Origin of the sequence: Bradyrhizobium sp. UNPA324, assembly GCF_006658635.1 — a bacterium.
In the GTDB taxonomy this organism is placed as follows: Bacteria; Pseudomonadota; Alphaproteobacteria; order Rhizobiales; family Xanthobacteraceae; genus Bradyrhizobium; species Bradyrhizobium nanningense.
Genome location: NZ_LFJD01000004.1, coordinates 4055641 through 4081978 on the forward strand (window position 1 = coordinate 4055641; position 26338 = coordinate 4081978).

20 protein-coding genes are annotated in these 26338 nt (G+C 64.4%); 11 read left to right on the forward strand and 9 right to left on the reverse strand.

What is annotated here, in order from left to right; genetic code table 11:
• Positions 1–350: 350 nt before the first annotated feature.
• From UNPA324_RS19565 to UNPA324_RS19585, 5 genes are read left to right on the forward strand one after another with little or no spacing between them, the layout of a single operon-like run.
• Positions 351–1949 carry an ABC transporter substrate-binding protein gene (locus tag UNPA324_RS19565; protein WP_141935487.1) on the forward strand — a complete coding sequence of 533 codons (1599 nt, stop codon included), beginning with the start codon at positions 351–353 and terminating at the stop codon, positions 1947–1949.
• A gap of 40 nt (positions 1950–1989) precedes the next feature.
• On the forward strand, positions 1990–2937 hold the full coding sequence (locus tag UNPA324_RS19570) for an ABC transporter permease (protein ID WP_141935489.1): 948 nt from the start codon (positions 1990–1992) through the stop codon (positions 2935–2937).
• A 9-nt stretch (positions 2938–2946) separates the two neighbouring features.
• Positions 2947–3840: an ABC transporter permease gene (locus UNPA324_RS19575; protein WP_128922848.1), complete on the forward strand. Its 894-nt coding sequence runs from the start codon at positions 2947–2949 to the stop codon at positions 3838–3840.
• Positions 3840–4847 (forward strand): ABC transporter ATP-binding protein, encoded by a 1008-nt coding sequence (locus UNPA324_RS19580; RefSeq protein ID WP_141935491.1) that lies wholly within the window; start codon positions 3840–3842, stop codon positions 4845–4847. The genes UNPA324_RS19575 and UNPA324_RS19580 overlap by 1 nt, the downstream gene beginning before the upstream one ends.
• The gene (locus tag UNPA324_RS19585; RefSeq protein WP_128922846.1) at positions 4844–5839 is read left to right on the forward strand and encodes an ABC transporter ATP-binding protein; all 996 of its coding nucleotides are present in this window, start codon (positions 4844–4846) and stop codon (positions 5837–5839) included. Before UNPA324_RS19580 ends, UNPA324_RS19585 begins: the two co-directional genes overlap by 4 nt.
• A gap of 82 nt (positions 5840–5921) precedes the next feature.
• Here UNPA324_RS19585 and UNPA324_RS19590 read toward each other — a convergent pair whose 3' ends face one another.
• The 7 genes from UNPA324_RS19590 to UNPA324_RS19620 all read right to left on the reverse strand — a co-directional run bounded on the left by UNPA324_RS19590 (position 5922) and on the right by UNPA324_RS19620 (position 14789).
• Positions 5922–7898: an acetyl/propionyl/methylcrotonyl-CoA carboxylase subunit alpha gene (locus UNPA324_RS19590; RefSeq protein ID WP_141935493.1), complete on the reverse strand. Its 1977-nt coding sequence runs from the start codon at positions 7896–7898 to the stop codon at positions 5922–5924.
• Positions 7895–9511, reverse strand: a complete 1617-nt coding sequence (locus UNPA324_RS19595; RefSeq protein WP_141935495.1) for an acyl-CoA carboxylase subunit beta — start codon at positions 9509–9511, stop codon at positions 7895–7897. The genes UNPA324_RS19590 and UNPA324_RS19595 overlap by 4 nt, the downstream gene beginning before the upstream one ends.
• Positions 9512–9624: 113 nt before the next feature.
• Complete coding sequence (locus tag UNPA324_RS19600) at positions 9625–10491, reverse strand: beta-keto acid cleavage family enzyme (protein ID WP_141935497.1); 867 nt, start codon at positions 10489–10491, stop codon at positions 9625–9627.
• A gap of 215 nt (positions 10492–10706) precedes the next feature.
• Complete coding sequence (locus tag UNPA324_RS19605; RefSeq protein WP_141935498.1) at positions 10707–11507, reverse strand: helix-turn-helix domain-containing protein; 801 nt, start codon at positions 11505–11507, stop codon at positions 10707–10709.
• A 194-nt stretch (positions 11508–11701) separates the two neighbouring features.
• Positions 11702–12358 (reverse strand): glutathione S-transferase family protein, encoded by a 657-nt coding sequence (locus UNPA324_RS19610; protein WP_141935501.1) that lies wholly within the window; start codon positions 12356–12358, stop codon positions 11702–11704.
• Positions 12358–13521 (reverse strand): acyl-CoA dehydrogenase family protein, encoded by a 1164-nt coding sequence (locus tag UNPA324_RS19615; protein ID WP_141935502.1) that lies wholly within the window; start codon positions 13519–13521, stop codon positions 12358–12360. The genes UNPA324_RS19610 and UNPA324_RS19615 overlap by 1 nt, the downstream gene beginning before the upstream one ends.
• Before the next feature lie 131 nt (positions 13522–13652).
• Positions 13653–14789 carry an acyl-CoA dehydrogenase family protein gene (locus UNPA324_RS19620; protein ID WP_141935504.1) on the reverse strand — a complete coding sequence of 379 codons (1137 nt, stop codon included), beginning with the start codon at positions 14787–14789 and terminating at the stop codon, positions 13653–13655.
• Between the two features lie 235 nt (positions 14790–15024).
• Here UNPA324_RS19620 and UNPA324_RS19625 point away from each other — a divergent pair, with 235 nt between their 5' ends.
• Both UNPA324_RS19625 and UNPA324_RS19630 read left to right on the forward strand, forming a co-directional pair.
• Positions 15025–16575, forward strand: coding sequence for an acyl-CoA synthetase (locus UNPA324_RS19625; RefSeq protein ID WP_141935506.1), 1551 nt, complete (start codon positions 15025–15027; stop codon positions 16573–16575).
• A 73-nt stretch (positions 16576–16648) separates the two neighbouring features.
• On the forward strand, positions 16649–17872 hold the full coding sequence (locus UNPA324_RS19630; protein WP_128922837.1) for an ABC transporter substrate-binding protein: 1224 nt from the start codon (positions 16649–16651) through the stop codon (positions 17870–17872).
• 101 nt (positions 17873–17973) lie between these two features.
• Here UNPA324_RS19630 and UNPA324_RS19635 read toward each other — a convergent pair whose 3' ends face one another.
• A complete protein-coding gene (locus tag UNPA324_RS19635; RefSeq protein WP_128922836.1) occupies positions 17974–18744 on the reverse strand; it encodes a helix-turn-helix domain-containing protein in 771 nt (256 codons plus the stop codon).
• Positions 18745–18931: 187 nt separating this feature from the next.
• On the opposite strand from UNPA324_RS19635, the gene UNPA324_RS19640 reads away from it, so the two are divergent.
• The 4 genes from UNPA324_RS19640 to UNPA324_RS19655 all read left to right on the forward strand — a co-directional run bounded on the left by UNPA324_RS19640 (position 18932) and on the right by UNPA324_RS19655 (position 25278).
• Complete coding sequence (locus tag UNPA324_RS19640; RefSeq protein WP_128922835.1) at positions 18932–21193, forward strand: marine proteobacterial sortase target protein; 2262 nt, start codon at positions 18932–18934, stop codon at positions 21191–21193.
• Positions 21194–21374: 181 nt separating this feature from the next.
• Positions 21375–21944: a class GN sortase gene (locus tag UNPA324_RS19645; protein ID WP_128922834.1), complete on the forward strand. Its 570-nt coding sequence runs from the start codon at positions 21375–21377 to the stop codon at positions 21942–21944.
• A gap of 140 nt (positions 21945–22084) precedes the next feature.
• Complete coding sequence (locus UNPA324_RS19650) at positions 22085–24301, forward strand: acetate--CoA ligase family protein (protein WP_141935507.1); 2217 nt, start codon at positions 22085–22087, stop codon at positions 24299–24301.
• 149 nt (positions 24302–24450) lie between these two features.
• A complete protein-coding gene (locus UNPA324_RS19655; protein ID WP_141935510.1) occupies positions 24451–25278 on the forward strand; it encodes an MlaD family protein in 828 nt (275 codons plus the stop codon).
• Between the two features lies 1 nt (position 25279).
• On the opposite strand, the gene UNPA324_RS19660 is transcribed toward UNPA324_RS19655, so the two are convergent.
• Entirely contained in the window at positions 25280–26320 is a 1041-nt protein-coding gene (locus UNPA324_RS19660) for an aliphatic amidase (protein ID WP_141935512.1), read from the reverse strand.
• Between the last annotated feature and the right edge of the window lie 18 nt (positions 26321–26338).

A 26338-nucleotide genomic window follows, 5' to 3' on the forward strand; every position in this document is an offset into this window, starting at 1 on the left:
TCCCGGGCCGCGACGACGTCGCGAACCCGGGATCCATAGCCACAGGGGGTGGTTGTCGCGCGAGCAGGCAACTCCGAGTCATCGCAAAACTCCTTCCTGGGGTTATGGGTCCCGGATCTGCGCTTCGCTTGTCCGGGACGACGATGGATGCTTGAGAAGCAGCGAGACACTTCAGTTCCGTCTCTCTCTTCGCACCTGCACTCTCACATTGTGAGATATGAACCCCTGCGGCCTCCTGTCATCCGAATTGTCGAGGCGGCATGCGGCGCTATCGGGGTTGCCTCCTTCGGCTTGCGTGCTATCGTCGCGACAAACAGGCTGCAAAAGGCCGAGGTCCAGGGAGGATGAGCATGCGGAGCGTGTGGGCGCTCGCCGTAATGGCGGCGCTATCTGTGCTGACGGCCTCAACCACCACGCTTGCCGGCGAGCCCAAGCAGGGCGGAACCTTGCGGATATATCACCGCGACAGTCCAGCCAACGCCTCGATCCTCGAAGGCGCGACCTATTCGGTCAACGTGCCGTTCATGGGGGTCTTCAACAATCTCGTCATCTATGATCAGCACATCGCGCAGAACAGTCCTGATACCCTGAGGCCCGAGCTCGCCGAAAGCTGGTCCTGGAGCAGCGACAACAAGAAACTGACGTTCAAGCTGCGTCAGGGCGTCAAATGGCACGACGGCAAGCCGTTCACGTCGGCCGACGTCAAATGCACCTTCGATCTCTTGATGGGCAAATCGCAGCAGAAGCTGCGGCAGAATCCACGCAAGGCCTGGTACAACGAAGTCAACGAGATCACGACGAGCGGCGATTTCGAGGTCTCGTTCGACCTGAAGCGGCCGCAACCCTCGCTGCTGGCAATGCTCGCGTCCGGCTATACGCCGATCTATCCCTGTCACGTCTCTCCGGCGGACATGCGCACCCATCCGATCGGGACCGGACCGTTCAAGTTCGTCGAGTTCAAGGCCAATGAATCGATCAAGCTGACGCGAAATCCGGACTATTGGAAGAAGGGCCTGCCCCATCTCGACGGCATCGAGTACACGATCATCACGAACCGCTCGACCGCGATCCTCGCCTTCGTCGCCGGCAAGTTCGACATGACCTTCCCGACGCACATCACGATCCCGCTCCTGAAGGACATCAAGTCGCAGGCGCCGAACGCGACCTGCGTCGTGGAGCCGACCAACGTTTCGACCAACATCATCGTCAATTCGTCCTCCCCGCCGTTCGACAACATCGATATTCGCCGGGCCGTGGCACTTGCGTTCGACCGCAAAGCCTTCGTCGACATCCTGTTCGAAGGTCAGGCCGATATCGGCGGCACCATGCTGCCCCCGCCTCAAGGCATCTGGGGCATGCCCAAGGACAAGCTCGAGACCATTCCGGGCTACGGTCCGAACGTGAACGCGAACCGGGAGGAGGCGAAGAAGCTGATGCAGAAGGCGGGCTACGGTCCCGACAAGCATCTCGCGGTGAAGGTCTCGACCCGCAATCTCGCGGAATATCGCGACCCCGCCGTGATCCTGATCGACCAGCTCAAGAGCATCTATATCGACGGCGAGCTCGACGTCGTGGAAACCGCGAACTGGTTCCCGAAAGTCGCGCGCAAGGACTACATGCTCGGCCTCAATCTGACCGGCAATTCCGTCGACGATCCCGACCAGTCGTTCTACGAGAACTATTCCTGCGGCTCGGAACGGAACTACACCAATTATTGCAACAAGGAGATCGAGAAGCTGTTCGACGTGCAATCGCAGGAGATCGACATCAACAAGCGCAAGCCGCTGGTGTGGGATATCGACAAGAAGCTGCAGGAGGACGTTGCCCGCCCGATCATCTTCCATGCGCGGGCCGGCACTTGCTGGCAGCCTTATGTCAAGGGCGTCACGATCATGTCGAACAGCTCCTATAACGGCTTTCGCTACGAGGATCTGTGGCTCGACAAGTAACGCGCCTGGCTGAAGACTAGCGGCTCGCGGAGGGCGAAGGATGTTTGCCTATCTGGTGCGACGCCTGTTGCTGATGCTCGTGACCCTGTTCGGGATCTCGGTCGTCATCTTCGTTCTGCTGCGCATCGTGCCCGGCAATATCGTCGACATCCTGTTCGCTGCCGCCGGCTATGTCGATCCCGCCGACAAGGCCAACCTGGAGAAGGAGCTCGGCATCGACCAGCCGCTGATCGTACAATATTGGCACTGGATCAGCGGTTTTCTGCGCGGTGATCTCGGCTATTCCTACGTCTCCGAGAAGCCGGCGCTGCAGGAGATATTGCCGCGGATCCCGATCACGGCGCGGCTCGCCGGCCTCGCGCTGCTGTTCTCCGCGTCGATCGGCATTCCGCTCGGCGTCATCAGTGCCGTGAAGCAGGGCACACGGCTGGACTACGCCCTGCGCGTCGTCAGCCTCAGCGGCCTGTCGTTGCCCTCGTTCTGGCTCGGCCTTTTGATCCTGACCGCGTCGGTGGCGATGTTCGGCCAGATGCCGATCTTCAATCCGAATCCGCAGACCTGGCTCGAGGCGTTCGCAACCTATGCCGTTCCAGCCGCCGCCGTCGGCTTCCGCAGCGCGGCGCTGACCATGCGCATCACGCGATCCTCGATGCTGGAGGTGCTGCGGCAGGATTACATCCGCACTGCGCGCGCCAAGGGGGCCTCCGACGCCGCCGTGAACTATCACCACGCGCTGAAGAACGCGATTCTGCCTGTGATCACCGTGATCGGCATCGAGGCGGCGTTCCTGATCGGCGGCCTGATCGTCACCGAGACGGTGTTCAACATCCCCGGCGTCGCCCGCTTCCTGGTCGAGGCGATCCGCTGGCGCGACTATCCGATCGTGCAGAACCTCGTGATGTTCATCGCCGTGGTCGTGGTGGTCGCGAATTTCACTGTCGACATGCTCTACGCGGTGTTCGACCCGCGGATCAGGTACACGGATTAGGAGAGCTGTTTGGCCGCGATCGACTACGATCTCGAACTTCGGCGGGCCGGCGCGCATGCGACCGGTGGGTGGCGCCGCGTGCTGTTTCTGGCGCAGCGGCACGTGCTGGGCGCGGCCGGGCTCATCATCATGACTATGTTCGTGTTCACCGCGATCTTTGCCGACTTCATCGCGCGCTACGACCCCCTGACCGTCGATTCCGCGCGCGCTCTCGCTCGCCCGAGCTGGGCGCACTGGATGGGGACGGACTCGTTCGGCCGCGACGTGTTCAGCCGCATCATTCACGGCGCGCGGATCTCGCTCGCCGTCGGCATCGGCTCGACCGCGCTCGGCGGCACCATCGGCGTCATCGTCGGACTGACGTCAGGCTATCTGTCCGGCTGGGTCGATCTCGTCTTCCAGCGCGTTTCCGACGTACTTCAGGCACTGCCGCTGCTGGTCCTCGCGCTGATCATGACGGCGGCACTCGGTCCGTCCTTGCCGAACGTCATCATCGCGATCGCGATTCCGCTGATCCCGACCGTGTCGCGCGTCACCCGCGCCAACACGCTGGCGCTGCGCGAGCAGCCCTTCGTCGAGGCTGCCAAGTCGATCGGCATGAGCGAGGTGCGCATCGCGCTGCGCCATGTGCTGCCGAACACGCTGGCGCCGCTGATCGTGCTCGCAACCGCCCAGCTCGGCTCGACCATCCTCACCGAGGCTTCCCTCTCCTTCCTCGGCCTCGGCATTCCCGAGCCTTATCCGTCCTGGGGCCGCATGCTCTCGGAATCCGCCGCCGAATATGTCCGCACGGCGCCCTGGCTCGTGATCTTCCCGGGCATCGCCATCAGCCTCGCCGTGTTCGGCGCCAATCTGTTCGGCGATGCCCTGCGCGACATCCTGGACCCGAGGCAACGCGGCTGATGGCTGACAAATCCGACCTCGTGCTCGATGTGAGAAACCTGAAGACGGTGTTCTTCACCAATTCGGGGCTCTTCAAGGCCGTCGACGACCTCTCCTTCACCGTGAAGCGCGGCGAGACGCTGGCGATCGTCGGCGAATCCGGCTGCGGCAAGAGTGTCACCGCGCTGTCGCTGATGCGCCTCGTGCCCGACCCGCCGGGCCGCATCGTCGGCGGCTCCGCCTCGCTCGAAGGCACCGATCTGCTGGCGCTGGACGAAACCGAGATGCGTGCCGTCAGAGGCAATCGCATCTCCATGATCTTCCAGGAGCCGATGACCTCGCTCAATCCGGTGATGCGGATCGGCGACCAGATCGTCGAGGCCGTGCGGCTGCATCGAGACGTCTCGGCCAAAGAGGCCCAGAATATCGCCGTCGAGATGCTGCGTCTGGTGCGGATCCCCGAGCCCGCGCGACGTACGCGCGAGTATCCGCATCAGCTGTCCGGCGGCATGCGGCAGCGCGCGATGATCGCGATGGCACTGGCCTGCCGGCCGGCGCTCTTGATCGCGGACGAGCCGACCACCGCGCTCGATGTCACCATTCAGGCGCAGATCCTGGCGCTGATCCTCGACCTGCAGAAAGAGCTCGGCACCGGGCTGGTGCTGATCACGCATGATCTCGGTGTCGTCGCGCAGACTGCGCAGCGGGTGATCGTGATGTATGCGGGGCGGAAGGTCGAGGAAGCCAGTGTCGAAGCGCTGTTCGCCTCGCCAAAGCATCCTTACACGCGCGGACTGATGGCTTCGATTCCAGCGGTCCCCGCGCCCGGAATCGCCGCGCCGGCGCGGCTGAACGAGATTCCCGGCACGGTGCCATCGCTGGTGCGGTTGCCCAGGGGTTGCGCCTTCGCGCCGCGCTGCAAGCTCGCCATCAAGCGTTGCGAGGCCGAATATCCGCCGCTGGAGGATTGCGGCGGCGGCCATCTCGCCGCCTGCTGGCGCGCGGAAGAGGTTGCGGAGGTGGCATGACCGGAGCACTGCTCGAAGTCACCGATCTCAAGAAATATTATCCGGTGCGTGCCGGCGTGCTGCGGCGGCAGGTCGGCACCGTGCACTCGGTCGACGGCGTCTCGTTCTCCCTTCAGGCCGGCGAGACGCTAGGGCTCGTCGGCGAGTCCGGCTGCGGCAAGTCGACGGTGGCGCGCAGCGTGCTGCGGCTGGTCGAACCGACCTCGGGCCAGATCCGCCTCGACGGTGAGGACATCACGCATCTGTCCAAGTCGGCGCTGCGCCCGCACCGCCGCTCGATGCAGATCGTGTTCCAGGACCCATTCGCCTCGCTCAATCCGCGCATGACCGCCGGCGACATCGTCGGCGAGCCGCTCGCCGTGCACGGGCTCGCAAGCGGCAAGGAGCTGGAAGCACGGGTCGCACAATTGTTCGAGCAGGTGGGCTTGCGGCCCGACCAGATGCGCAACTTCCCGCATCAGTTCTCCGGCGGCCAGCGCCAGCGTATCTGCATCGCACGCGCGCTCGCGCTGGGGCCGCGCCTGATCGTCTGCGACGAGCCGGTCTCCGCGCTCGACGTCTCGATCCAGGCGCAGGTGATCAACCTGTTGGTCGACCTGCAGCGGCAGCACGGCTTTTCCTATCTCTTCATCGCGCACGACCTCGCCGTGGTCGCACATATCAGCCACCGCGTCGCGGTGATGTATCTCGGCCGCATCGTCGAGATCGCCGGCAAGGACGAGCTGTTCCGCAACCCGCGCCATCCCTACACGCAGGCCCTGCTCGCCTCCGTGCCGATCGCCAACCCGCTCGCGAAGAAGCTCGCGCCGCTGGTCGACGGCGACGTGCCGAGCCCGGTCAATCCGCCGCCCGGCTGCGCGTTTCACACCCGCTGCCGGTTTGCGATGGAGCGGTGCCAGATCGAGCGGCCGGCGCTGCTGGATGCCGGCGACGGGCATCAGGTGGCGTGTCTGCTCAATGAGGGGACGGGGCGAAGCAACGCGACTGCGTAGGGTGGGCAAAGCGAAGCGTGCCCACCACCTCTATGCCAATCGAAACGAATGGTGGGCACGGCGCTATGCGCCTTTGCCCACCCTACGATACTGCGATCTCCGCCACGATCCTGCCGGTTGTGACCTGATCCCCCTCGGCGACGTCGATGGCGGTGACCACGCCGTCGATGCCGGCCTTGTGGACGTGCTCCATCTTCATCGCTTCCAGCGTCAGCACCGGCTGACCGGCGTCGACACGGTCGCCCGGCTTGACCAGCACGGCGACGACGCGGCCGTTCATGGCGGCGCGGACCTTGCCGTCGCCGCCGTTGGCGGCGGCGGCCTTGGGCGCGGCGAGGGTGAGATCGGTCACCGCGAGCGGGATGCCGCGGTGCTGGAGGTAGAGCCGATCGCCATCTCGCAGGAATTTTGCGCTGTCCATCACACCGTCGTGGCGGAAGCGGATCGTATCGGCGTCGAGCTGCTCGATCTGGAATCTGTCCTGGCGGTCGTCGCTGACAACGGTGTAGCTGCCGTCACGCTCTCGCGTGACTTCGAGCTCCAGCGTCTCGCCGGCGATCTCGATCTTTGCCGGCAGCGGGAACGTTGCCGACAGGCTCCGGCCGCTTCGCCATGATGGTGCACGCGGATTGGTGACATAGAGCAGCAGGCCCGCCAGCGCCGTATCGAATGCGGCTCCGGCGCGCGGCGCCAACAGCTCGTCGCGGTGTGTTTCAATGAAGGCCGTCGTCGCCTCGCCCTTGGCAAAGCCGGGATGACGCAGGCAGGACATCAGAAACGACTGATTGGTGGTCACGCCGAACGCGGTGAGCTGCTCGAGGCCGACGATCAGCCGCCCCCTCGCCTCCTCGCGCGTGGTGCCATGGCCGATCACCTTGGCGATCATGGAATCGTAGAACGGCGGGATCTCCGAACCCGATTGCAACGCATGCTCGACGCGGATGCTTTCAGGCACCTGCCAACGTGCCATGCGGCCCGACTGCGGCATGAAATCGTGCGCTGCATCCTCCGAGCACAGCCGCACCTCGATGGCATGGCCGGCGAACTTGATGTCCTGCTGCTTCACCGGCAATTGCTCGCCGCGCGCGACGCGCAACTGCAGCTCGACGAGATCGAGCCCGGTGATCGCCTCGGTGACGGGGTGCTCGACCTGGAGACGCGTGTTCATCTCCATGAAGTAGAACTCGCCGCTCGCATCGAGCAGGAATTCCAGCGTGCCCGCGCCCTCATAACGCAGTGCCTTGACGGCGGCGACCGCAACTTCGCCCATTCTGGCGCGCAGCTCCGGCGTGACCGCGGGCGACGGCGCCTCCTCGATCAGCTTCTGGTGCCGCCGCTGCACCGAGCAATCGCGCTCGCCGAGATGAATGGCGTTGCCATGGCTGTCACCGAACACCTGGATCTCGATGTGGCGGGGGCTCTGGATCGCACGCTCGAGGATCACAGTAGGATCGCCGAAGGCGGCCTTGGCTTCCGACCGCGCACTGCGCAGGGCGTCAGGGAACGAGGCCACTTCGGTAACTAGCCGCATGCCGCGGCCGCCGCCGCCGGCGACGGCCTTGATCATCACGGGAAAGCCGATCTTCCTGGCCTCCGCCAGCATCACCTCGTCGCTCTGGTCGGCGCCCTGATAGCCGGGCACGACGGGGACGCCGGCTTTCTTCATGATCTCCTTGGCGCCGGCCTTGTTGCCCATCGCCTCGATCGCCTGCGGTGACGGACCGATGAAGACGAGGCCGGCATCCTTGCAGCCTCTCGCGAAGTCTTCGTTCTCGGCGAGGAATCCGTAGCCGGGATGGATGGCGTCCGCGCCGCTTACCTTGGCCGCTGCAATGATCGCGGGGATGTTGAGATAGGACTGCGCCGGCAAGGCTTCGCCGATATGCACGGCTTGGTCCGCTTGCCGCACATGGAGTGCGTCGCGATCGGCATCCGAATAGACCGCGACGACGCCAAGGCCGAGCTGCCGCGCGCTGCGCATCACGCGCAGTGCGATCTCGCCGCGATTGGCCACCAGAACCCTGAAGAACGGCCGATGCTGCACTGATCCGTTCCTCATGGGCGGGCCACCGAGAACTGCATGCGCTGAGGCGTGCGCGCATCGCCCTCGCGGCAGATCGCGAGCACTTCCGACAGCACCGCGCGGGTGTCGCGCGGATCGATCACGCCGTCGTCGAGCACGCGGGCGCTGGTCGAGAACACATCCATCTGGCCGTCGAACACGCCGATGATCTGCGCCTTCATGGTCTCCAGCTTGTCCTTTTCGATGGGCTTGCCGCGGCGCGCCGCGGCGGCCTCGGTCACGATCGCCATGGTTTCTGCCGCCTGCTCCCCGCCCATCACGGCGGTCTTGGCGTTCGGCCAGGAGAAGCAGAAGCGCGGATGGAAGCCGCGGCCGCACATGCCGTAATTGCCGGCGCCGAACGATGCACCGCAATAGATAGTGATCTGCGGCACCGTCGCCGAGGTCACGGCCTGGATCATCTTCGAGCCGTGCTTGATCATGCCGGCTTCCTCATAGGCCTTGCCGACCATGTAGCCGGTGGTGTTGTTGAGATAGAGGATTGGCGTGCGGGTCTGGCAGCAGGCCTGGATGAAATGCGTCGCCTTGTTGGCGCCGGCGGGATCGAGCGGACCGTTGTTGGTGATGATGCCGATCGCCTGTCCTTCGATGCGGGCATGGCCGCAGACGGTGGCCGGGCCGTAATTCGGCGCCATCTCGGTGAAATCGGAATCGTCGACGATTCGGGCGATCACCTGTTTCATGTCGACGGGACGCTTGTGGTCCATCGGCATGATGCCGAGCAGTTCGTCCTGATCGTAGCGCGGCGGCTTGAACTGGGCAGCCGCCTTGCCCGGCCGCTCCCATTCCATCGCTGCCATGATCTCGCGTGCGATACGCAGCGCGTCGCGATCGTCCTCGGCGAGGTAGTCGCCGAGTCCGGACACCTGCGTATGCATCTCGGCGCCGCCGAGCTCTTCCTCGGTCGCGATCTCGCCGGTCGCGGCCTTCAGCAGCGGCGGACCTGCAAGGAAGGCGCGGGTGCGGCCGCGGACCATCACGATGTAATCGGAGAGACCAGTCTGATAGGCGCCGCCGGCGGTCGAGGAGCCGTGCGTGACGGTGACGACAGGCAGGCCTGCCGCCGAGAGCCGCGCCAGATTGCGAAAGATGTTGCCGCCGCGAACAAAGTCCTCGACGCGGTAGCGCAAGAGATTGGCGCCGGCGCTTTCGACGAGCTGGACATAAGGCAGCTTGTTCTCCAGCGCGAGCTCCTGCGCCCGCAGCGTCTTGTCGAGGCCGTAAGGTTGCAGCGCGCCCGCATCGATGCCGGAATCACTGGCGCTGACCATGCAGCGGATACCCGAGACGAAGCCGATGCCGGCGATGACACCGCCGCCGGGCACGCTCTTGCTCGCATCCGGCACGTCGAACATGTAGCCGGCGAGCGTCGACAGCTCGACGAAGGGCGCGCCGGGATCGAGCACCAGTGCGACGCGCTCACGCGGCAGCAATTGGCCGCGCTTGTGGAAACGGTCTTTCGCCGCCGCCGACGCCGCCCGCGTGCGCTCTTCCAGCGCGCGCATGCGGTCGATCAAAGCGAGCATGCCGTCGCGGCTGGCGAGATAGGCAGCGCCGCTGGGGGAAATGGTGTTTTCGAGAATGGACATGGCTCTATCCTACCCGTCATTGCGAGGAGCGAAGCGACGAAGCAATCCAGTCTGTTTCCGCAGAGGCACTCTGGATTGCCTCGCTTCGCTCGCAATGACGGCTGAGGCTACGTTCAGCGATTCGTCCCAAAGATTTTCCGCGCCTCGGCCGGGCTTGCGATCTCGCGGCCCGCACGCCTTGCGCAGGCGGCGACGGCCTCGATCAGCTGGCCGTTCGATGTCACCTTCTTGCCGTCGGCGAGATAGAAGGTGTCTTCCAGACCGGTGCGCAAGTGGCCGCCGAGCTCGGCGCAGCGCTGGTGCAGCGGCCAGATCTCCTCGCGGCCGATGGCGGTGACCTGCCAATGCGCCTCGGGACGCTTCAGCTTGATCAGGATCGGCAACAGCTCGGGATCAGCAGGCATGCCGGAGGCAACGCCCATCACGAAGTTATATTCGAGCGGCCCCTTGTACATGCCGACCTGGCGGTACATGCCGACGCATCGAACGATGCCGACGTCGAAGCATTCGAACTCGGGGATGGTGCCGGCCGCGTTCATGACGTCGAGATAGTCTTTCACCTTCTCGACCGCGTTGTCGAACATCATCGGTGGCCAGGCCCAGGTATTGTCGGCCTTGACCTTCAGATAATTCAGCGAGCCGGCGTTGCACGCGGCGATCTCCGGCCTGGTTTCCCGGATGCAGTCGAGCGCGCCTGAATAGTTCGGCCCCGACACGCCCGAGGTGTGGTTGATGATCACGCCCGGGCAGGCTTCGCGGATCGCCTGCTGGATCTCCTTGCTGACGCCGACTTCCCAGGACGGCAGGTGCCCCTTGCCCGGCGCCTGCTGGCGCAGGTGGATATGCATGATGGACGCGCCGGCATCGAATGCAGCCTTGGCCTCGCGCGCCATCTGCTCGGGCGTCACGGGCACGTTGTGCTGCTTCGGATCGGTGAGCACGCCGTTCAGCGCGCAGGTGATGACGGCCTTGTCGCTCATGCAAAGATATCTCGCACGTTGAGAATTCAACGCCTGCGATCATGTGATGGGTGGCATGCGGCTTCTTGCGCGGAGAAGCTGGGAAATGAGATGCTGTAGGGTGGGTTAGCCGAAGGCGTAACCCACCACTTTAGTTTCCGCGGAGACAGACGTGGTGGTTTACGCCAGCGGCCCGCGCTTCGCGCAGCCGCGAGCTAATAACCCACCCTACGAATCTACGAAGCCTCCGCCAGCCTCACCGTCTCGGTGCTGCGGTAGATCGCAAGGTCGCGCGAGCCGACGAAGATCGCACGCGGCTTCAGTCCGTAGAAGCGGCGGATCGAGTGGCTGAAATGGGTCGAGTCGGGGTAGCCGATGTCCTGCGCGAGATGGGCGAGGTTGAGGTCCTGATTGGCGAAGTGCAGCAAATGGCGCGCACGCTTCCAGGCGCGGAAGGACCGGAAGGAAATGCCCGTTTCTTCCTTGAACAGATGCAGGAAGCGCGAGGCCGAGAGGCCTGCTTCCGCCGCGCAGGTGTCGGCCGTCACCGGCTCACCGGAGAAACGCTCGATGCGGGCGACGGCGCGGGTCACGCGCGGATCGAGCACGCGGCGCGGGAGTGCCTCGCCGAAGCACATCTCGTCGAACTCGGCGGTGGTGATGTCGCCATAGCGGCGCTGGCGCAGCAACGCGTAGGCGGCCAGGATCTTGCGGGCATAGGCGGCTTTGTCCGGCCCCCGCAGCCGCTCGGCCAAGGCCTCGATCACGCCATCCGGCATGCTTTCCGGCTCCAACGTCACGCTGATCACGGTGCGATAGTCGCTGGCGATGGAATGGCGCTGGTTCGGCAGCGTGATGAACAGCTCACCACTGGCAAGAGTGTCATCGATGGTGAGATGCAGGCTGCCCTTCACCGCGACATAGACATGGCAGCAGCCGGGGGTCCGCTTGCGAGGGCGGCCGAGCAGGCCGGCATAGAATACCCGCTCCGGCGTGATCAGCATCAGATGGTCGGATTCGCGACCTTTATCTTCCATGGGGATCCTCCTCGCGCGGCTCTCTGGCCGCTGCGGACGGGGGTCACCTTAGCGGAAATTTGGGCGCTGTCACGATGGGATAGCGCTGTCATCGCAACATGCGCCGTCGTTCCGGGGCGGTCCGTGGGATCAGACCCGGAACCTCGAGATTCCGGGTTCGATGGCTCCGCATCGCCCCGGAATGACAGCCTCCCTTACGCCCTCACGCGCGGTGCAACATTCTGCTCGACGCCGGCCTTCTGTTCCGCGGCAACGGCACGCTTGAAACCGTCGCGCTGCTGGAGCCGCGCCCAATAGGCTGCGACATTTGGCCCAAAATCCCTGGCGAGCCCGATATTGTCGGCCAGCCGCAGTGCATAGCCGATGACAATGTCAGCGGTGGTGAAGCGCCCGGCGCACAGGGTTTCGGCATTTGCGGTTGCTGCTTCGACGGCGCGCAGGCGTCCCAGAAACCATTTCGCATAGTCGCCGGCGACCTGCGGATTGCGCCGCTCCTCCGGCTCGAGCTGGCTGTATCGAAGCACCAGCGTCTGCGGAAAGGTTAACGTGGCATCGCTGAAATACATCCAGTTCAGAAAAGCGCCATAGGCGGGATCTTCCGGTCCGACCATCAGCGGCGTCGGGCCGTATTTGACGCCGAGATAGTGGCAGATGCCGGAGGACTCGGTCATCTTCGTCTCGCCGTCGACCATGAAGGGAATCGTGCCGAGCGGATTGATCGCCAGATAGTCCTTGGCGAAGACCCGCGGCGGGAACGGCAGCATCTTCAGCTCATACGGCAGCCCCATCTCCTCCAGCATCCAGAGCGGACGAAACGAGCGCGCGGCGTCGCAATGATAGAGCGTGATCATCAGGCGTTTCCTCTACTACCCGGCAGCGTGCCCATCATCTTGCACAGGACCATCAGCATGACCTCGTCGGCGCCGCCGCCGATCGAGGTCAGGCGGCTGTCGCGATAGGCGCGGCTGACCGGCGTCTCGTTGGTAAAGCCCATCCCGCCCCAATATTGCAAGCAGGCATCGGTGAGCTCGCGGCCGAGCCGGCCGGCCTTCAGCTTCGCCATGGTCGCAAGCCGCGTCACGTCCTCGCCCGCGACCAGTTGCTCGGCGGCGCGATAGATCAGCGCCCGCAGCAGCTCGACCTCGGTCTGCATCTCCGCGAGCTTGAAGTGCACGACCTGGTTGTCGAGGATGCTCTGGCCAAACGCCTTGCGATTGCGGGTGTATTCGATGGTCTGGTCGATGATGTATTCATGCGCCTTCAGGCAGGCCGCCGCGCCCCAGAGCCGCTCCTCCTGGAACTGGATCATCTGGTAGGTAAAGCCCTTGCCCTCCTCGCCGATCCGGTTGCGCTTGGGCACCCGGACATTGTCGAAGAAGATCTGAGCCGTGTCGGAGGAGCGCATCCCCATCTTGTCGAGCTTGCGCGCCACAGTGACGCCCTTGGCTTTCATGGGCACGCAGATCAGCGACTTGTTGCGGTGAACGGGCCCGTCGCCGGTGTTGGCAAGCAGGCAGATCCAGTCCGCTTGCGTGCCGTTGGTGATCCACATCTTGCCGCCGTTGATGACGTAATCGTCACCGTCGGAGCGCGCCTGCGTCTTGATCGAAGCGACGTCCGAGCCCGCGCCGGGCTCCGAGACGCCGATGCAGGCGACGAAATCGCCCGAGATCGAGGGCGCCAGAAACTCGCGCCGCACCTCGTCCGAACCGAAGCGCGCCAGCGCCGGCGTCGCCATGTCGGTCTGCACCCCGATCGCCATCGGCACGCCGCCGCAGGTGATGGCCCCTAACTCCTCCGCCATCATCAGCGCGTAGGAATAGTCGAGGCCGGAGCCGCCGAACTCAACCGGCTTGTTCAGGCCGAGGAAGCCGAGGCTGCCCATCTTCTTGAACAGCTCGTGCGCCGGGAAGATGTCGGCCTTCTCCCATTCATCGACATGAGGATTGATCTCATTGGCGATGAATTTCTGCAAGCTGCGGCGGATGTCGTCGTGGTCGGCGGTGAATAGCATTTTGTCAGCTCAACTCTCGATATCTCGAATTTGCTCGTCATGGCCGGGCTTGTCCCGGCCATCCACGCCTTCGTCACCCGGCAACAGAACGTGGATGCCCGGGACAAGCCCGGGCATGACGGAGAACGCGGCTACAACCCCATCTGCCTTGACGCCAGATCCTTCATGATCTCCTCGGTGCCGCCGCCGATGGCGTTGACCTTGACCTCGCGGTAGATGCGCTCGGCCTTGATGCCGCGCATGAAGCCGGCGCCGCCGAAAATCTGCACGGCTTCGGAGGCGCAGAACGCCATGGTCTGGGTCGCTTGGTTCTTCATCATGCAGATTTCCGCGACCGGGCTTTCGCCCTGCTCGAGCCGCCAGGCCAGCATCTCGAGCATCGCCTGGGACGCTGCGACCTTCTGCGCCATGTCGACGATCTTGTGCCTGATGACCTGGTGCTGGGCGAGCGGCTTGCCGAAGGTCTTGCGCTCCTTGGCATAGGCGATCGCCTCGTCGAGGCAGACCCGGGCGAAGGCGGTGCAGCCTGCGGCCATCCCCATGCGCTCGCTGTTGAAGTTCTGCATGATGATCTTGAAGCCCTGCCCCTCCTCGCCGATCAGATTTTCGGCCGGCACGCGGCATTCGTCGAAATGCAAAGTCGCGGTGTCGGAGGCCCACCAACCCATCTTCTTGAGCCTGGTGCGCGACAGGCCCGGCGTATCGCCTTCAATCAGGAGCAGACTGACGCCGCCGGCGCCCTCGCCCCCGGTACGCACGGCAACGGTCAGATAATCGGCGCGCATGCCTGAGGTGATGAAGGTCTTCTCGCCGGTCACGACGTAGTGATCGCCGTCGCGCTGGGCCCTGGTGCGGAGGCCTGCAACGTCCGAGCCGCCGCCGGGCTCGGTGATCGCGAGCGCGGAGATCTTCTCACCGGACAGCACCTGCGGCAGCACACGCGCCTTCACCTCGGCCCGTGCGGCGCGCGCGATCGGCGGCGAGCCGATGGTGTGGCTCATCAGGCTGGCGCTGACACCGCCGGCGCCGGCGCGCGCCAGCTCCTGGCTGGCAACGATCTTCATGAACTGATCGGCAGCGATCCCGCCATGTTCCTCGGGGAATCCGAGTCCCAACAGGCCGATCTCGGCCGCCTTGCGATAGAGCCCGCGCGGAAATTCGCCGGCCTCGTCCCACTCATGGGCGAAAGGCGCGATCTCCTTCTCGACGAAGCGGCGCATCACGTCGCGAAACGCGTCGTGCTCGGCGGTATAGAACGGGCTCTTCATCGCACTCTTGCCTCGTGGACGGATTCGTCGCGCCAACCATGGCCGGAACCTTGGCGGCTCACTTGCGCGGAGTGGCTGACTGGAGCCGACGCTCCGGGCAAGGCAGCAACTAGCAACTCAACGCAAGACGATTTTCGCCGCTCGCAGGCCAACTCTGGCGCAAAAAAACGTTGCTGCACAGACTCCGGCGGGCCCCGAGGGCCACGCCGGGCATGGTGCGCCGAGGGAGGTATTTTTGGCCGTTCGTTACTACGACTGGATCGTCCATCATGGCCGCCGCACGCCTGACAAGGTCGCGGTCATCGACCTCGCGAGCGAGCGCCGCTTCACCTATGCGCAGCTCAATGGCCGCGTCTCGCGCCTCGCCTTCTTCCTGCGTCACACGCTGAACGTCTCGCGCGGTGACCGAGTCGCGGTGCTGGCACTGAACACGACCGATACGCTGGAGGTACAGTTCGCCTGCGGGCGCCTGGGTGCGATCTTCGTGCCGCTGAATACCCGTCTCACCGTTCCCGAGCTTCAGTTCATCACCGGCGACTGCGCGCCGAAGGTGATCATCCACGATACCGATCTCGCCGAGACCGCGCTCGCCGTCGCCAAGCTCTGCGGCATCGCGACCAGCCTGCTGCTCGGGCCCGGCGGGTCCTATGAGGCCGGCATCGCCGCCGCAAAGCCGCTCGACCGCGCCGAGGAAGTCACGCTCGATGACGTCTCGACCATCATGTACACGTCGGGCACGACGGGACATCCGAAGGGCGCGACCATCACCCATGGCATGACCTTCTGGAATTGCGTCAACCTCGGCGGCCCCGCCTGCATCGGGCCATCCTCGGTGCTGCTCACCGTGCTGCCGCTGTTCCACACCGGCGGCCTCAACTGCTACACCAATCCCGTGCTGCATGCCGGCGGCACCGTGATGATCATGCGCGCCTTCGATCCCGGCACGGCGCTCGGCCTGATCAACGATCCCGCGCAGGGCATCAACGTGTTCTTCGGGGTGCCGGCGATCTACCAGTTCATGGCGCAACACCCCGCCTTCGCGACGACCGATCTCAGCCGGCTGATCGTCTGCGGTGTCGGCGGCGCGCCGATGCCAGAGCCGCTGCTCAAGGTGTGGGAAGCGCGCGGCGTCGCCCTGCAGCAGGGTTACGGCATGACCGAGACCTCGCCGGCGGTGCTGGTGCTCGATCGCGAGGATGCCGCACGGAAAGCGGGCTCCGCCGGGAAACCGGTGCTGCATACGGAAGTGCGCATCGTGCGCCCTGATGGCAGTGACGCCGACGTCGGCGAACTTGGCGAGCTCTGGGTCAAGGGGCCGAACATCACGCCGGGCTATTGGAACAGGCCGGAGGCGAACAAGACCTCCTTCACCGACGGCTGGCTGCACACGGGCGACGCGACGCGCGTCGACGAGGAAGGCTTCTACTACATCGTCGATCGCTGGAAGGACATGTACATCTCCGGCGGCGAGAACGTCTATCCGGCCGAGGTCGAGAACGTCCTGCATCAGCTCGAGGCCGTCGCCGAAGCCGCCGTGATCGGCATCCCGGATCCGCAATGGGGCGAAGTGGGCCTTGCCATCGTCGCGGTCAAGCCCGGCCAGAAGCTGACCGAGGCCGATGTCTTGGCGCATTGTGCGGTCAATCTGGCGCGCTTCAAATGCCCGCGCCAGATCTGCTTCGTCGACGCGCTACCGCGCAACGCCACCGGAAAGATCCACAAGCCGACCTTGCGCAAGGAGTTCTCGGTGGCCTCGGAGGTCGACAAGAAGGTCGCCAATGCCTGACCAGAGCGCCCCTTGTGGGCGCTTTATTTTTTGAAGTGCCTGCCCACCCCACAAGAAACTCCAAGGAATTTCCATGAAGAACAAGAAACTCGCCCTGCTTGCCGCGGCAACGGCCCTGACCCTGCTCTCGGTTCAAAGTGCCTCCGCGCAGAAGAAATACGACACCGGCGCCAGCGACACCGAGATCAAGATCGGCAATGTCGAGGCCTATTCGGGCCCGGCTTCGGCCTACGGCATCATCGGCAAGACCGAAGAAGCCTATTTCAAGATGATCAACGACCAGGGCGGCATCAACGGCCGCAAGATCAACTGGATCTCCTACGATGACGGCTATTCGCCGCCCAAGACCGTGGAGCAGGTCCGCAAGCTGATCGAGAGCGACGAGGTGTTCCTGGTCTTCAACGCGCTGGGCACCCCGACCCAGACCGCCGTTCAGAAATATCACAACGCCAAGAAGGTACCGCAGCTCTTCCTCGCCACCGGCGCCAGCAAGTGGAACGACCCGAAGAATTTTCCCTGGACCATGGGCTTCCAGCCGAGCTACCGCGTCGAGGCGCGGATCTTCGCCAAGTACATCCTGCAGGCCAAGCCGGACGCCAAGGTCGCGATCTTCTATGCCAACGACGATTTCGGAAAAGACTACGTCGCCGGCATCAAGGAGATCTTCGGCGACAAGGCATCTTCGCTGATCATTGCCGAAGAGAGCTACGAGACCACCGAGCCGTCGATCGATTCCCACATCGTCAAGCTGAAGGGCACCGGCGCCAACGTCTTCGTCAACATCTCGACGCCGAAATTCGCGGCGCAGGCGATCAAGAAGATCGCCGAGCTTGAATGGAAGCCGATGCATGTCATGACCGACGTCTCGATATCGATCGGCGCCGTGATGAAGCCGGCGGGCCTCGACGCATCGGAAGGCGTGTTGTCGGCGACCTATCTGAAGGACGCGTCCGACCCGCAATGGAAGGACGATGAGGGCATGAAGAAGTTTCTCGCCTTCATCGACAAATACATGCCGGGCGCCAACGTCTCCGACACCAATCTCGTCTACGGCTATTCCGCCGCACAGACGCTGGTCCAGACGCTGAAGCAGTGCGGGGACAATCTGACGCGGGAGAACGTGATGAAACAAGCCGCCAGCCTGAAGGACTTTGCGCCCGATACGCTGATCCCCGGCATCAAGATCAACACCGGCGCCAACGATTTCGCGCCGATCGAGCAGCTCAAGATGATCCGTTTCAAGGCCGGCCAGTGGGAGCTGTTTGGCGATATCATCAGCGCCGAAACCGGCGGCTGACGCGCCCTACCACAGCGCGACAAGATGCCGAATGGCGGCTGAGAGGCCGCCATTCTTGTTGCAGGCGGGCCGACAAGTTGTGCAGGACCATTTTTCGCGGCCTATTGCGTCAAAAACAGCGCAAAAGACTCGTCGACCGTGCGGCGCAGATGCTTTCGATACAAGGCATGGTTGGCGTCGTCGGGCGCAACCCGCCCCAGGGACGGCTGCGGCACGTTCCTGAGCGGCACGTAGGCGATCGGCGCCGCGATCGGCGTGAGCTGCGAACCGGGGCCCGCGCGGAGCGTCGAGATGATGCCGTACATCTCGCCGGCGACCGTCGGCCGCGACACCGTGATCACGCGGTGCTGGCCGTGCTTGATGATGACGAGGTAGATGAAGCCGGACTGATGGGGAACGGCGACCTCGCCGGTATGCTCGTAGGCAGCATCGGTCCGGTCGCCCTCGCGGAAGACCAGAGAAGAGACCTTCGGCTCCCAGACGATCTCGGTGCGGTAGGCGAAAATCGCGTCCTTGTCGCCGAACGACGGCCGCAGCGTGATGTAGACGTCCTCGAGCCAGGTCACGGCGCGATGCGCATAGGAGCCGAGGCTGTCGGGAGCGACATCATTGGCGGCGGGAGGCGCCACCACGACGGGGTTTTTGCGCAAGGAGACGCCCAGCGCCTGCTCCAACCGCACCGTGGTCGCCAGCGTGAACGGCCGCCGCCCGCCGAGCACCTTTTCCAGCGTCGACAGGCTGAGCTTGGCCAGCTCGGCCAGCGCCTGCCGGGAGATCCGGCGTCTGGCGAGCTCCTCGCGAATTGTCTCGGCGATCTCGCGGCTCTGTTCGTCGGAAAGCTGCTTGTCGGTGAATTTATCCTGCATCTGCATCGCTAGCCCTGCTCCAGCGCGATCATTCTAGCAGGCCGGACAAACCAGCACAAAACCGCACATGGCCACCCCGGCCACGGCGCACCCGGCCGGCCGTGGCGGAACATTGCCGATCATTATGCTCGCGAAATCGGCCGCTCCCGGCGAATGCTCGGAGCCAGCAAACGCCCTTTCGGGAGCAGGCCAAATGAACACCTACGACACCGCCGACAACGACGAACACCCCTTGTTGAAGGGACTGATCAAGCTCGGATTGTTTCTTCTCGCGCAGGGCATCGCGGTGATGCTGATGGCCTTCGTGGCCCTGCTCGTCAGCTTCGGGACGAGTTGGTCGGCAACGACCGAGCAGGCCAGCCTGCTCCAGCCCGGCGATGCCAGGTCCGGAAGCCTGCTCCTGAAGGACGACGGCGGCACCACGGAAGCGATCCGCCTCGGCATCGACGTCGACATCACGGTTTCAGGCCCGACCTTGCGCGCCCGGGTTACTCAGGTCTTTCGCAACCCGAGCAAGGATTGGGTCGAGGCAACCTATGTCTACCCGCTCGCGACCGGCGGCGCCGTCGATACGCTCAAAATGGTGGTCGGCGACCGCATCATCGTGGGAGACATCAAGGAGCGGCGGCAGGCACGATTGATCTACGAAGAGGCGCGCCGCGCCGGTCAGAGGGCCGCGCTCACCGAGCAGGAACGGCCGAACATCTTCACCAATTCGGTCGCCAATATCGGCCCTGGCGAAACCGTGCTGGTGCAGATCGAATATCAGGAGCCGGTGCATCAATCCGGCAACGAATATTCGCTCCGGCTGCCGCTGGTGGTCGGACCGCGCTACAATCCGGCGCCGATCGTCCAGAGCGTCGACTTCCGCAAGGACGGATCGGGCTGGGGCGCGACGACGTCGGACCCGGTAGCAGACCATGACCGCATCTCGCCGCCCGTGCTGGATCCCGCCAAGAACGCACCGGTCAATCCGACCAGCATCACGGTGCGCCTGAAGGCCGGCTTCGCGCTTGGCGAGGTCAAGAGCCACCATCACAAGGTCAAGATCGAGAGCCCGGACAGCGCGACACGCCTCGTCACGCTCGCCGACGGCGCTGTCCCTGCCGACCGCGACTTCGAGCTGACCTGGAAGCCCGCCGCCGAGAAGGCGCCGTCGGTCGGCCTGTTCCGCGAACATGTCGGCGATGCCGATTATTTGCTCGCCTTCGTCACCCCGCCCAGCGCCGAGCAGGCGACACAAAAGCCGCTGCCACGCGAGGTCGTGTTCGTGATCGACAATTCGGGGTCGATGGGCGGCACGTCGATCGTCCAGGCCAAGGCGAGCCTCACTTACGCGCTCTCTCGGCTTCAGCCGACCGATCGCTTCAACGTCATTCGCTTCGACGACACCATGGACGTGCTGTTTCCCGCTTCCGTGCCTGCAGATGCTGCGCATGTCGGTGAGGCGACCTCGTTCGTGAGCGCGTTGCAGGCGCGCGGCGGCACCGAGATGGTGCCGGCGATGCGCGCAGCGCTGGCTGACAAGCTCGGCGACACCGGCATGGTTCGCCAGGTCGTTTTCCTGACCGACGGCGCAATCGGCAACGAGCAGCAATTGTTCGAGACGATCACGGCGATGCGCGGCCGCTCGCGTGTCTTCATGGTCGGCATCGGGTCGGCGCCCAACACCTATCTGATGACACGCGCCGCCGAGCTCGGCCGCGGGGCCTTCACCCATATCGGCTCCGTCGAACAGGTGGAGGAGCGCATGCGCGGCCTGTTCGCCAAGCTCGAAAACCCGGCCGTGACCGGCCTCACCGCGAAGTTCTCCGAGGCCTCGGCCGACGTCACCCCCGCGATCATCCCCGACGTCTATCGCGATGAGCCGCTGGTGCTGGCGGCAAAGCTCGACAAGCTTGCAGGCTCGCTCGAGATCAAAGGACGCGTCGGCGATCGTCCCTGGTCGGTGACGCTGCCGCTGCAACATGCGGCCGAAGGCAAGGGCCTGTCGAAGCTCTGGGCCAGGCGCAAGATCGGTGACGCCGAAGTTGCGCGCGCCATGCGCGAGCTCGCGCCCGGGGAGGCTGACAAGGCGATCCTTGCGCTGGCGCTCGACCATCAGATCGTCACGCGCCTGACCAGCCTGGTCGCCGTCGACAAGACGCCGAGCCGCTCCGAAGGTGCGCCGCTCAAGCTCAGCGAATTGCCGATCAACCTGCCCGCGGGCTGGGATTTCGAGAAGGTGTTTGGCGAACGGCCGCATATCCCGGCGCAGTTGCGTGAACGCCATGCCGATGCGGGCACCTCACCGGCGGCACGGCGTCCGACACCCGCAGCGCAGGATGCGATCCGTCTGCCCAAGACGGCAACCTCAGCCGAGCTGAAGATGATCGCGGGGCTGATCCTGATCGTGCTTGCCCTGTTCCTGTTCGCGTTCAACCGGCGTCGGCCCTTGCTCACCGACGCTGCTTGAGAGAGGAGCTCCCCCGACTCCTCTATTAACGCGCGCGGTCGCCCGTCCCGTACCCAACGGCCGCGCGCGTCTTTTTTCTCGACGTCATTGCGAGGAGCGAAGCTGCGAAGCAATCCACGCTGCCGCTCCGGAAACAGTCTGGATTGCTCGCTTCGCTCGCAATGACGGAAGGCGAAACACGATGCCCCGCCTCATATCTCCTCTGGTTCTGGCCTTGATCGGCCTCATCCTGTTCGGTGACGGCGCCTATATCCATGCCAAGGCGTGGCTCGCGCAGGTGCTGCTGGAGCGCGCCTTCGACAGAAGCCTTGCGACGAGCCAACCAGTCAAGCCATGGTCATGGGCCGATACCTGGCCGATCGCGCGCATCGAGGTGAAACGGATTGGCGCCAGCGCCATCGTGCTGGAAGGCGCGAGCGGACAGGCGCTTGCTTTCGGACCCGGCCATATCCAGCACACGGCCGATGCGGGCGAACGCGGGACAGCCGTCTATGCCGCGCATCGCGATACTCATTTCCGCTTCCTGCGGAATGTCGCCATCGGCGACGTCATCGATGTCACACGAAGTGACGGCCGACATTTTCGCTATCGGGCGGATTCCTCGGCCGTGGTTCGTTTCGATGCATCGGGGATCGACGCCACGGCACGAGATTTCGAGCTTGTTCTCGCGACCTGCTGGCCGTTCGATGCCGTCACTCCCGGACCCGAGCGCTACATCCTGCATGCGACGTTGATTGGCACCGACGGATAGATTGCCCACCGGGCTGACACGCACCGATGCGCACTTCATTCCACCACACGGCATACCACGCGCACGGTTGCCACTCCGAAGGACTCGCCATACAACAGCGTGACGCGCCACCAAACAAGAACAACAGGTGAGATCACGCCATGGAAGCCCATGTGTCTGCTGCGTCTGCGTCCCGCCCATGGTCTCCATCGCCCGATGCCAGCGACATCGTCAAGCGCATCCACGCCATGCTGCACCCGCATAACATCGTGCTGGTAGGCGCGACCGACAAGCCCGGCAATTATGCCGAGCGCATCTGGAACAATCTGGTCAAATACGGCTTCGAGGGCGGGCTCTATCCGGTCAACGCCAAGCGCGAGGTCATCTGGGGCGTCCCCTGCTACAAGGACCTTGCGAGCCTCCCGGAGAAGCCCGATCACGTTCTGGTGCTGGTGCCGGCGCGCTTTGCCGTGCAGGTGATCCGCGACGCCGCGGCTGCCGGCGCGCGGTCGGCCACCATCGTCACCTCTGGCTTCAGCGAGTTGCAGGACGAGGAAAGCCAAAAGCTCGCCGCCGAACTGCAGGCGGCCGTGCGCGAGACAGGACTTGCGGTCACCGGCCCGAACTGCCTCGGCAATCTGAGTGCCGGCGAAAAGCTCTTCACCAACATCGACGACCGCGTCGTGACCATGGAACAGGGCGCGGTGGCGATCGCCGGGCAGTCCGGCGCCATCGTCATGGCGATCCGTCAGGCGCTGGAGGACCGCGGCGTCGGCGTCGGCTACATGGTGACATCAGGCAACGAGGCCGGGCTCGAGACGCCGGACCTGATGCGCTATTTCGCCGAGGATCCGAGCATCAAGGTGATCGTCGTCTACCTCGAAGGCGTGCGCAATACCAAGGCATTCCGCGATGCCTGCAAGGCGGCGCGCGCCGCGAGCAAGCCTGTGATCGCGCTCAAGCTCGGTGCGTCCGAGGGCGGCCGCGCCGCGGCGATGGCGCATACCGGCGCGCTCGCGGGCTCGATCGAGACGTTCGACGCCGTTGCAACACGCGAGGGCGTGATCCGGGTCGGCGGGCTCGACGAGCTGATCGAGACCACCGAATGCTTCGTTCACGCGGCCGTGCCCAAAGGCAACCGCCTCGCCGCCGTCACGCTGTCGGGCGGCAAACGCGGCATGCTGCTTGACGCCTTCTACAAGGAAGGCCTGAACTTCGCGCCGCTCAGCCCGCACGTCGGCTCGGAGCTGGCGAACATGCTCGGACCGGGCTCGATTGTCGGCAATCCGCTCGATGCCGGCTTTGCCGCGGTGGTCGATCCCTCCGTCTACATGAAGTCGATCAAGCTGATGATCGACGATCCCGATATCGACATCGTCATCGTTGATGCCGAACTGCCCAAGGCTCCGCATGAGCTGCGCGAGCGCAATTTGCGCATCGTCGACGAGATGGCGCGCCAGGGCGGCAAGCCCGTGATCTACATCAGCGCGATGTCCATCGGCTTCACGGAGTTCACCAAGACCTTGCGCAAATCGCTGCCACATCTCGCGGTCATGCAGGGCATGGACCGCGCGGTGACCGCGATCAAGTCGCTGCTCGACTACGCCAAGCTGCGCAAGGAGGTGCCCGACATCGTCTCGAGCTCGAAGCCTGCCGCGCGCGCCGTGCTGGAGAAGGCGCTGAAATCGGCAAGCGGCGCCGCGCTCGACGAGGTCGCCTCGAAAAAGCTCCTGAAGGCGTATGGCATTCCGATCTCGAAGGAGGCGATCGCGCAGACCGCGACGGAAGCCGTAGAGATCGCCAAGCAGATCGGCTTTCCTGTCGTGGCGAAGGTCGTCAGCGCGGAGATCCTGCACAAATCCGACATCGGCGGCGTGGTGTTGAACCTGGACAGCGCGGCCGAGGTGAAGAAGGCGTTCGCCGAGATTACCGCACGGGTCGCGAAGCTGAAGGGCAAGCCGAAGCTCGACGGCATCCTGATCGCGCAACAGGTCAAGGCCGAGCTCGAGCTCGTGGTCGGCGCCTCGCTCGATGCCGAGATGGGGCCTGTCGTGCTGTTCGGCACCGGCGGCATCGACATCGAGCTGATGAAAGACGTCGCGCTCGCCGGCGCGCCGCTGGACGAGGCCGAGGCGCGGCTCCTGATCGGCCGCACCAAGGCCGGGATCAAGATGCGCGGCTATCGCGGCAAGCCGGCCCTGCACGAAGCTTCCGCGGTGAAGGCGCTGGTCGGCCTGTCCAATTTGATCGCGGATGCCGGCGACCGGATCGCCTCGATCGACATCAACCCGTTCCTGATCAACACCAGGACCGGCGTGGCCGTCGATGCCCTGATCGTCCTCAACAACGCCGCGGCAAAACGCGCGGCTGGGCATTAAAGTACCGTAGTCCGTAGGGCGGATTAGCGCAGCGTAATCCGCCACTTTGTACGACAGGCGAAGAAGGCGACGGGTTACGCTTCGCTAACCCGCCCTACTTACCATCCGGCCTTCCAACTTTCCTGCTTTGGCCGTAAAACCCTCCCCGTATGGCACGTGCGAGCAATCTGGTGATCGGAACGGCGACGCTGGCGGTGATCGCCGTGGCGTTCGGCGGCCTGCTCGGCGTGCAGAAATGGCGCACCATCCAGAGCCGCAGCCAGTTGCGCGTGGTGTTCGAGGGCGGCTCCGCCAGCGGTCTGCGCCGCGGCGGGCCGGTCAATTTCGACGGTGTCCCGGCAGGCCAGATCCTGTCGATCAAGCTGGATAGTCCGCGCAGGATCGTGGCGCTGGTGATGCTCGACAACACGGCGCCGATCCGCAAGGACACCGTGGCGGGCATCGAGTTCCAGGGCCTCACCGGTGTCGCCGCGATCTCGCTGATCGGAGGCGCTCCCTCCGCGCCACCGGTGCCGCTGGACTCGGACGGCGTCCCCGTGCTGACCGCCGATCTCAGCGACGCCGAATCCATCGTCGACACCCTGCACAGCGTCGATCGCACGATCGTCAGCAACGCCCCCGCGATCAAGGACGGCCTGAGCACGTTCGAAAACTACACCGACGATCTTCGGAACAAGGGCACCGAGATCGATCCCGTCATGGTCAAGGTCGACAGCGCCTTCGCTGGCTTCGACAAGGCGGTCACGAAGATCGAGGGCGTGGTGCCCGGCTTCGTCGACGGCAAGGCCGACGAGCTGTTCGAGAAGATCAAGGGACTGCACGAGCTTGCCGACACCATGAAGAAGAAGTCGGCGGGCTATCTCGAAGACATCCGCCGCTCGCTGCTCGACGTCAGCGAGGCCGCCAGCAAGATGAGTGGGACCCCCGCGCCTGCCGCCGCTCCACGCCCACCGCGCAAGCCGCAGCAGAAGCGCTAATCTAGTAGTTGGACGCCGCCGCCCCATTCGGGATGCCGTCGATCGGGCACTCGTCGGTCCCCGGCGTCGCGCGGGTCATCGCCTCGACCATGTCGCGCGTGCCTTCAGGATCCTTGATCCAGTTTTTGTAGAAATCATACGGGCAGGCCGCAACGCCGCGCGGGCTGTCGCCGGAATTGATCATGCCGGTGTAACCGCGGTGGACGAGCTTGTAGAGATGGTTCTGCGACTGGCCGTTGCGGCGCGCGTCGCGGATCAGATGTTTCGACAGCTGCGCGTATTGGATGCCGTAATCCTCCTCGCCGCACTCACCGAGCGTGCGGCCATCGAAGCCGATGATCGCGGAGTGGCCGAAATAAGAATAGACGCCGTCGAAGCCGGCGGCGTTGGCGACCGCGACATAGACGTTGTTGGCCCATGCCATCGCCTTGGAGATCATGACCTGCTGCTCCTTGGCCGGGTACATATAGCCCTGGCAGCGCACGATCAGCTCGGCGCCCTTCATGGCGCAGTCACGCCAGATCTCCGGATAATTGCCGTCGTCGCAGATGATCAGGCTGACCTTGAGGCCTTTCGGACCTTCGGACACATAGGTGCAATTGCCGGGATACCAGCCCTCGATCGGCACCCACGGCATGATCTTGCGGTACTTCTGCACGATCTCGCCCTTGTCGTTCATCAGGATCAGGGTGTTGTAGGGCGCCTTGTGAGGATGCTCCTCGTGGCGCTCACCGGTCAGCGAGAACACGCCCCAGACCTTGGCCTTGCGGCAGGCTTCGGCGAAGATCGCGGTTTCCTCGCCCGGCACCACGGAGGCCGTCTCGTACATCTCCTTGGAATCGTACATGATGCCTTGCGTGGAATATTCCGGGAAGATCACGAGGTCCATGCCGGGCAGGCCGACCTTCATGCCGACGATCATGTCGGCGATCTTGCGGGCGTTCTCGAGCACCTCGGCCTTGGTGTGCAGGCGGGGCATCTTGTAATTGACCACCGCGACACCGACGGTATCGCTGCTGCTGGAGATATCACCGTGAAGCATGTTGGGCGCTCCTGTCTT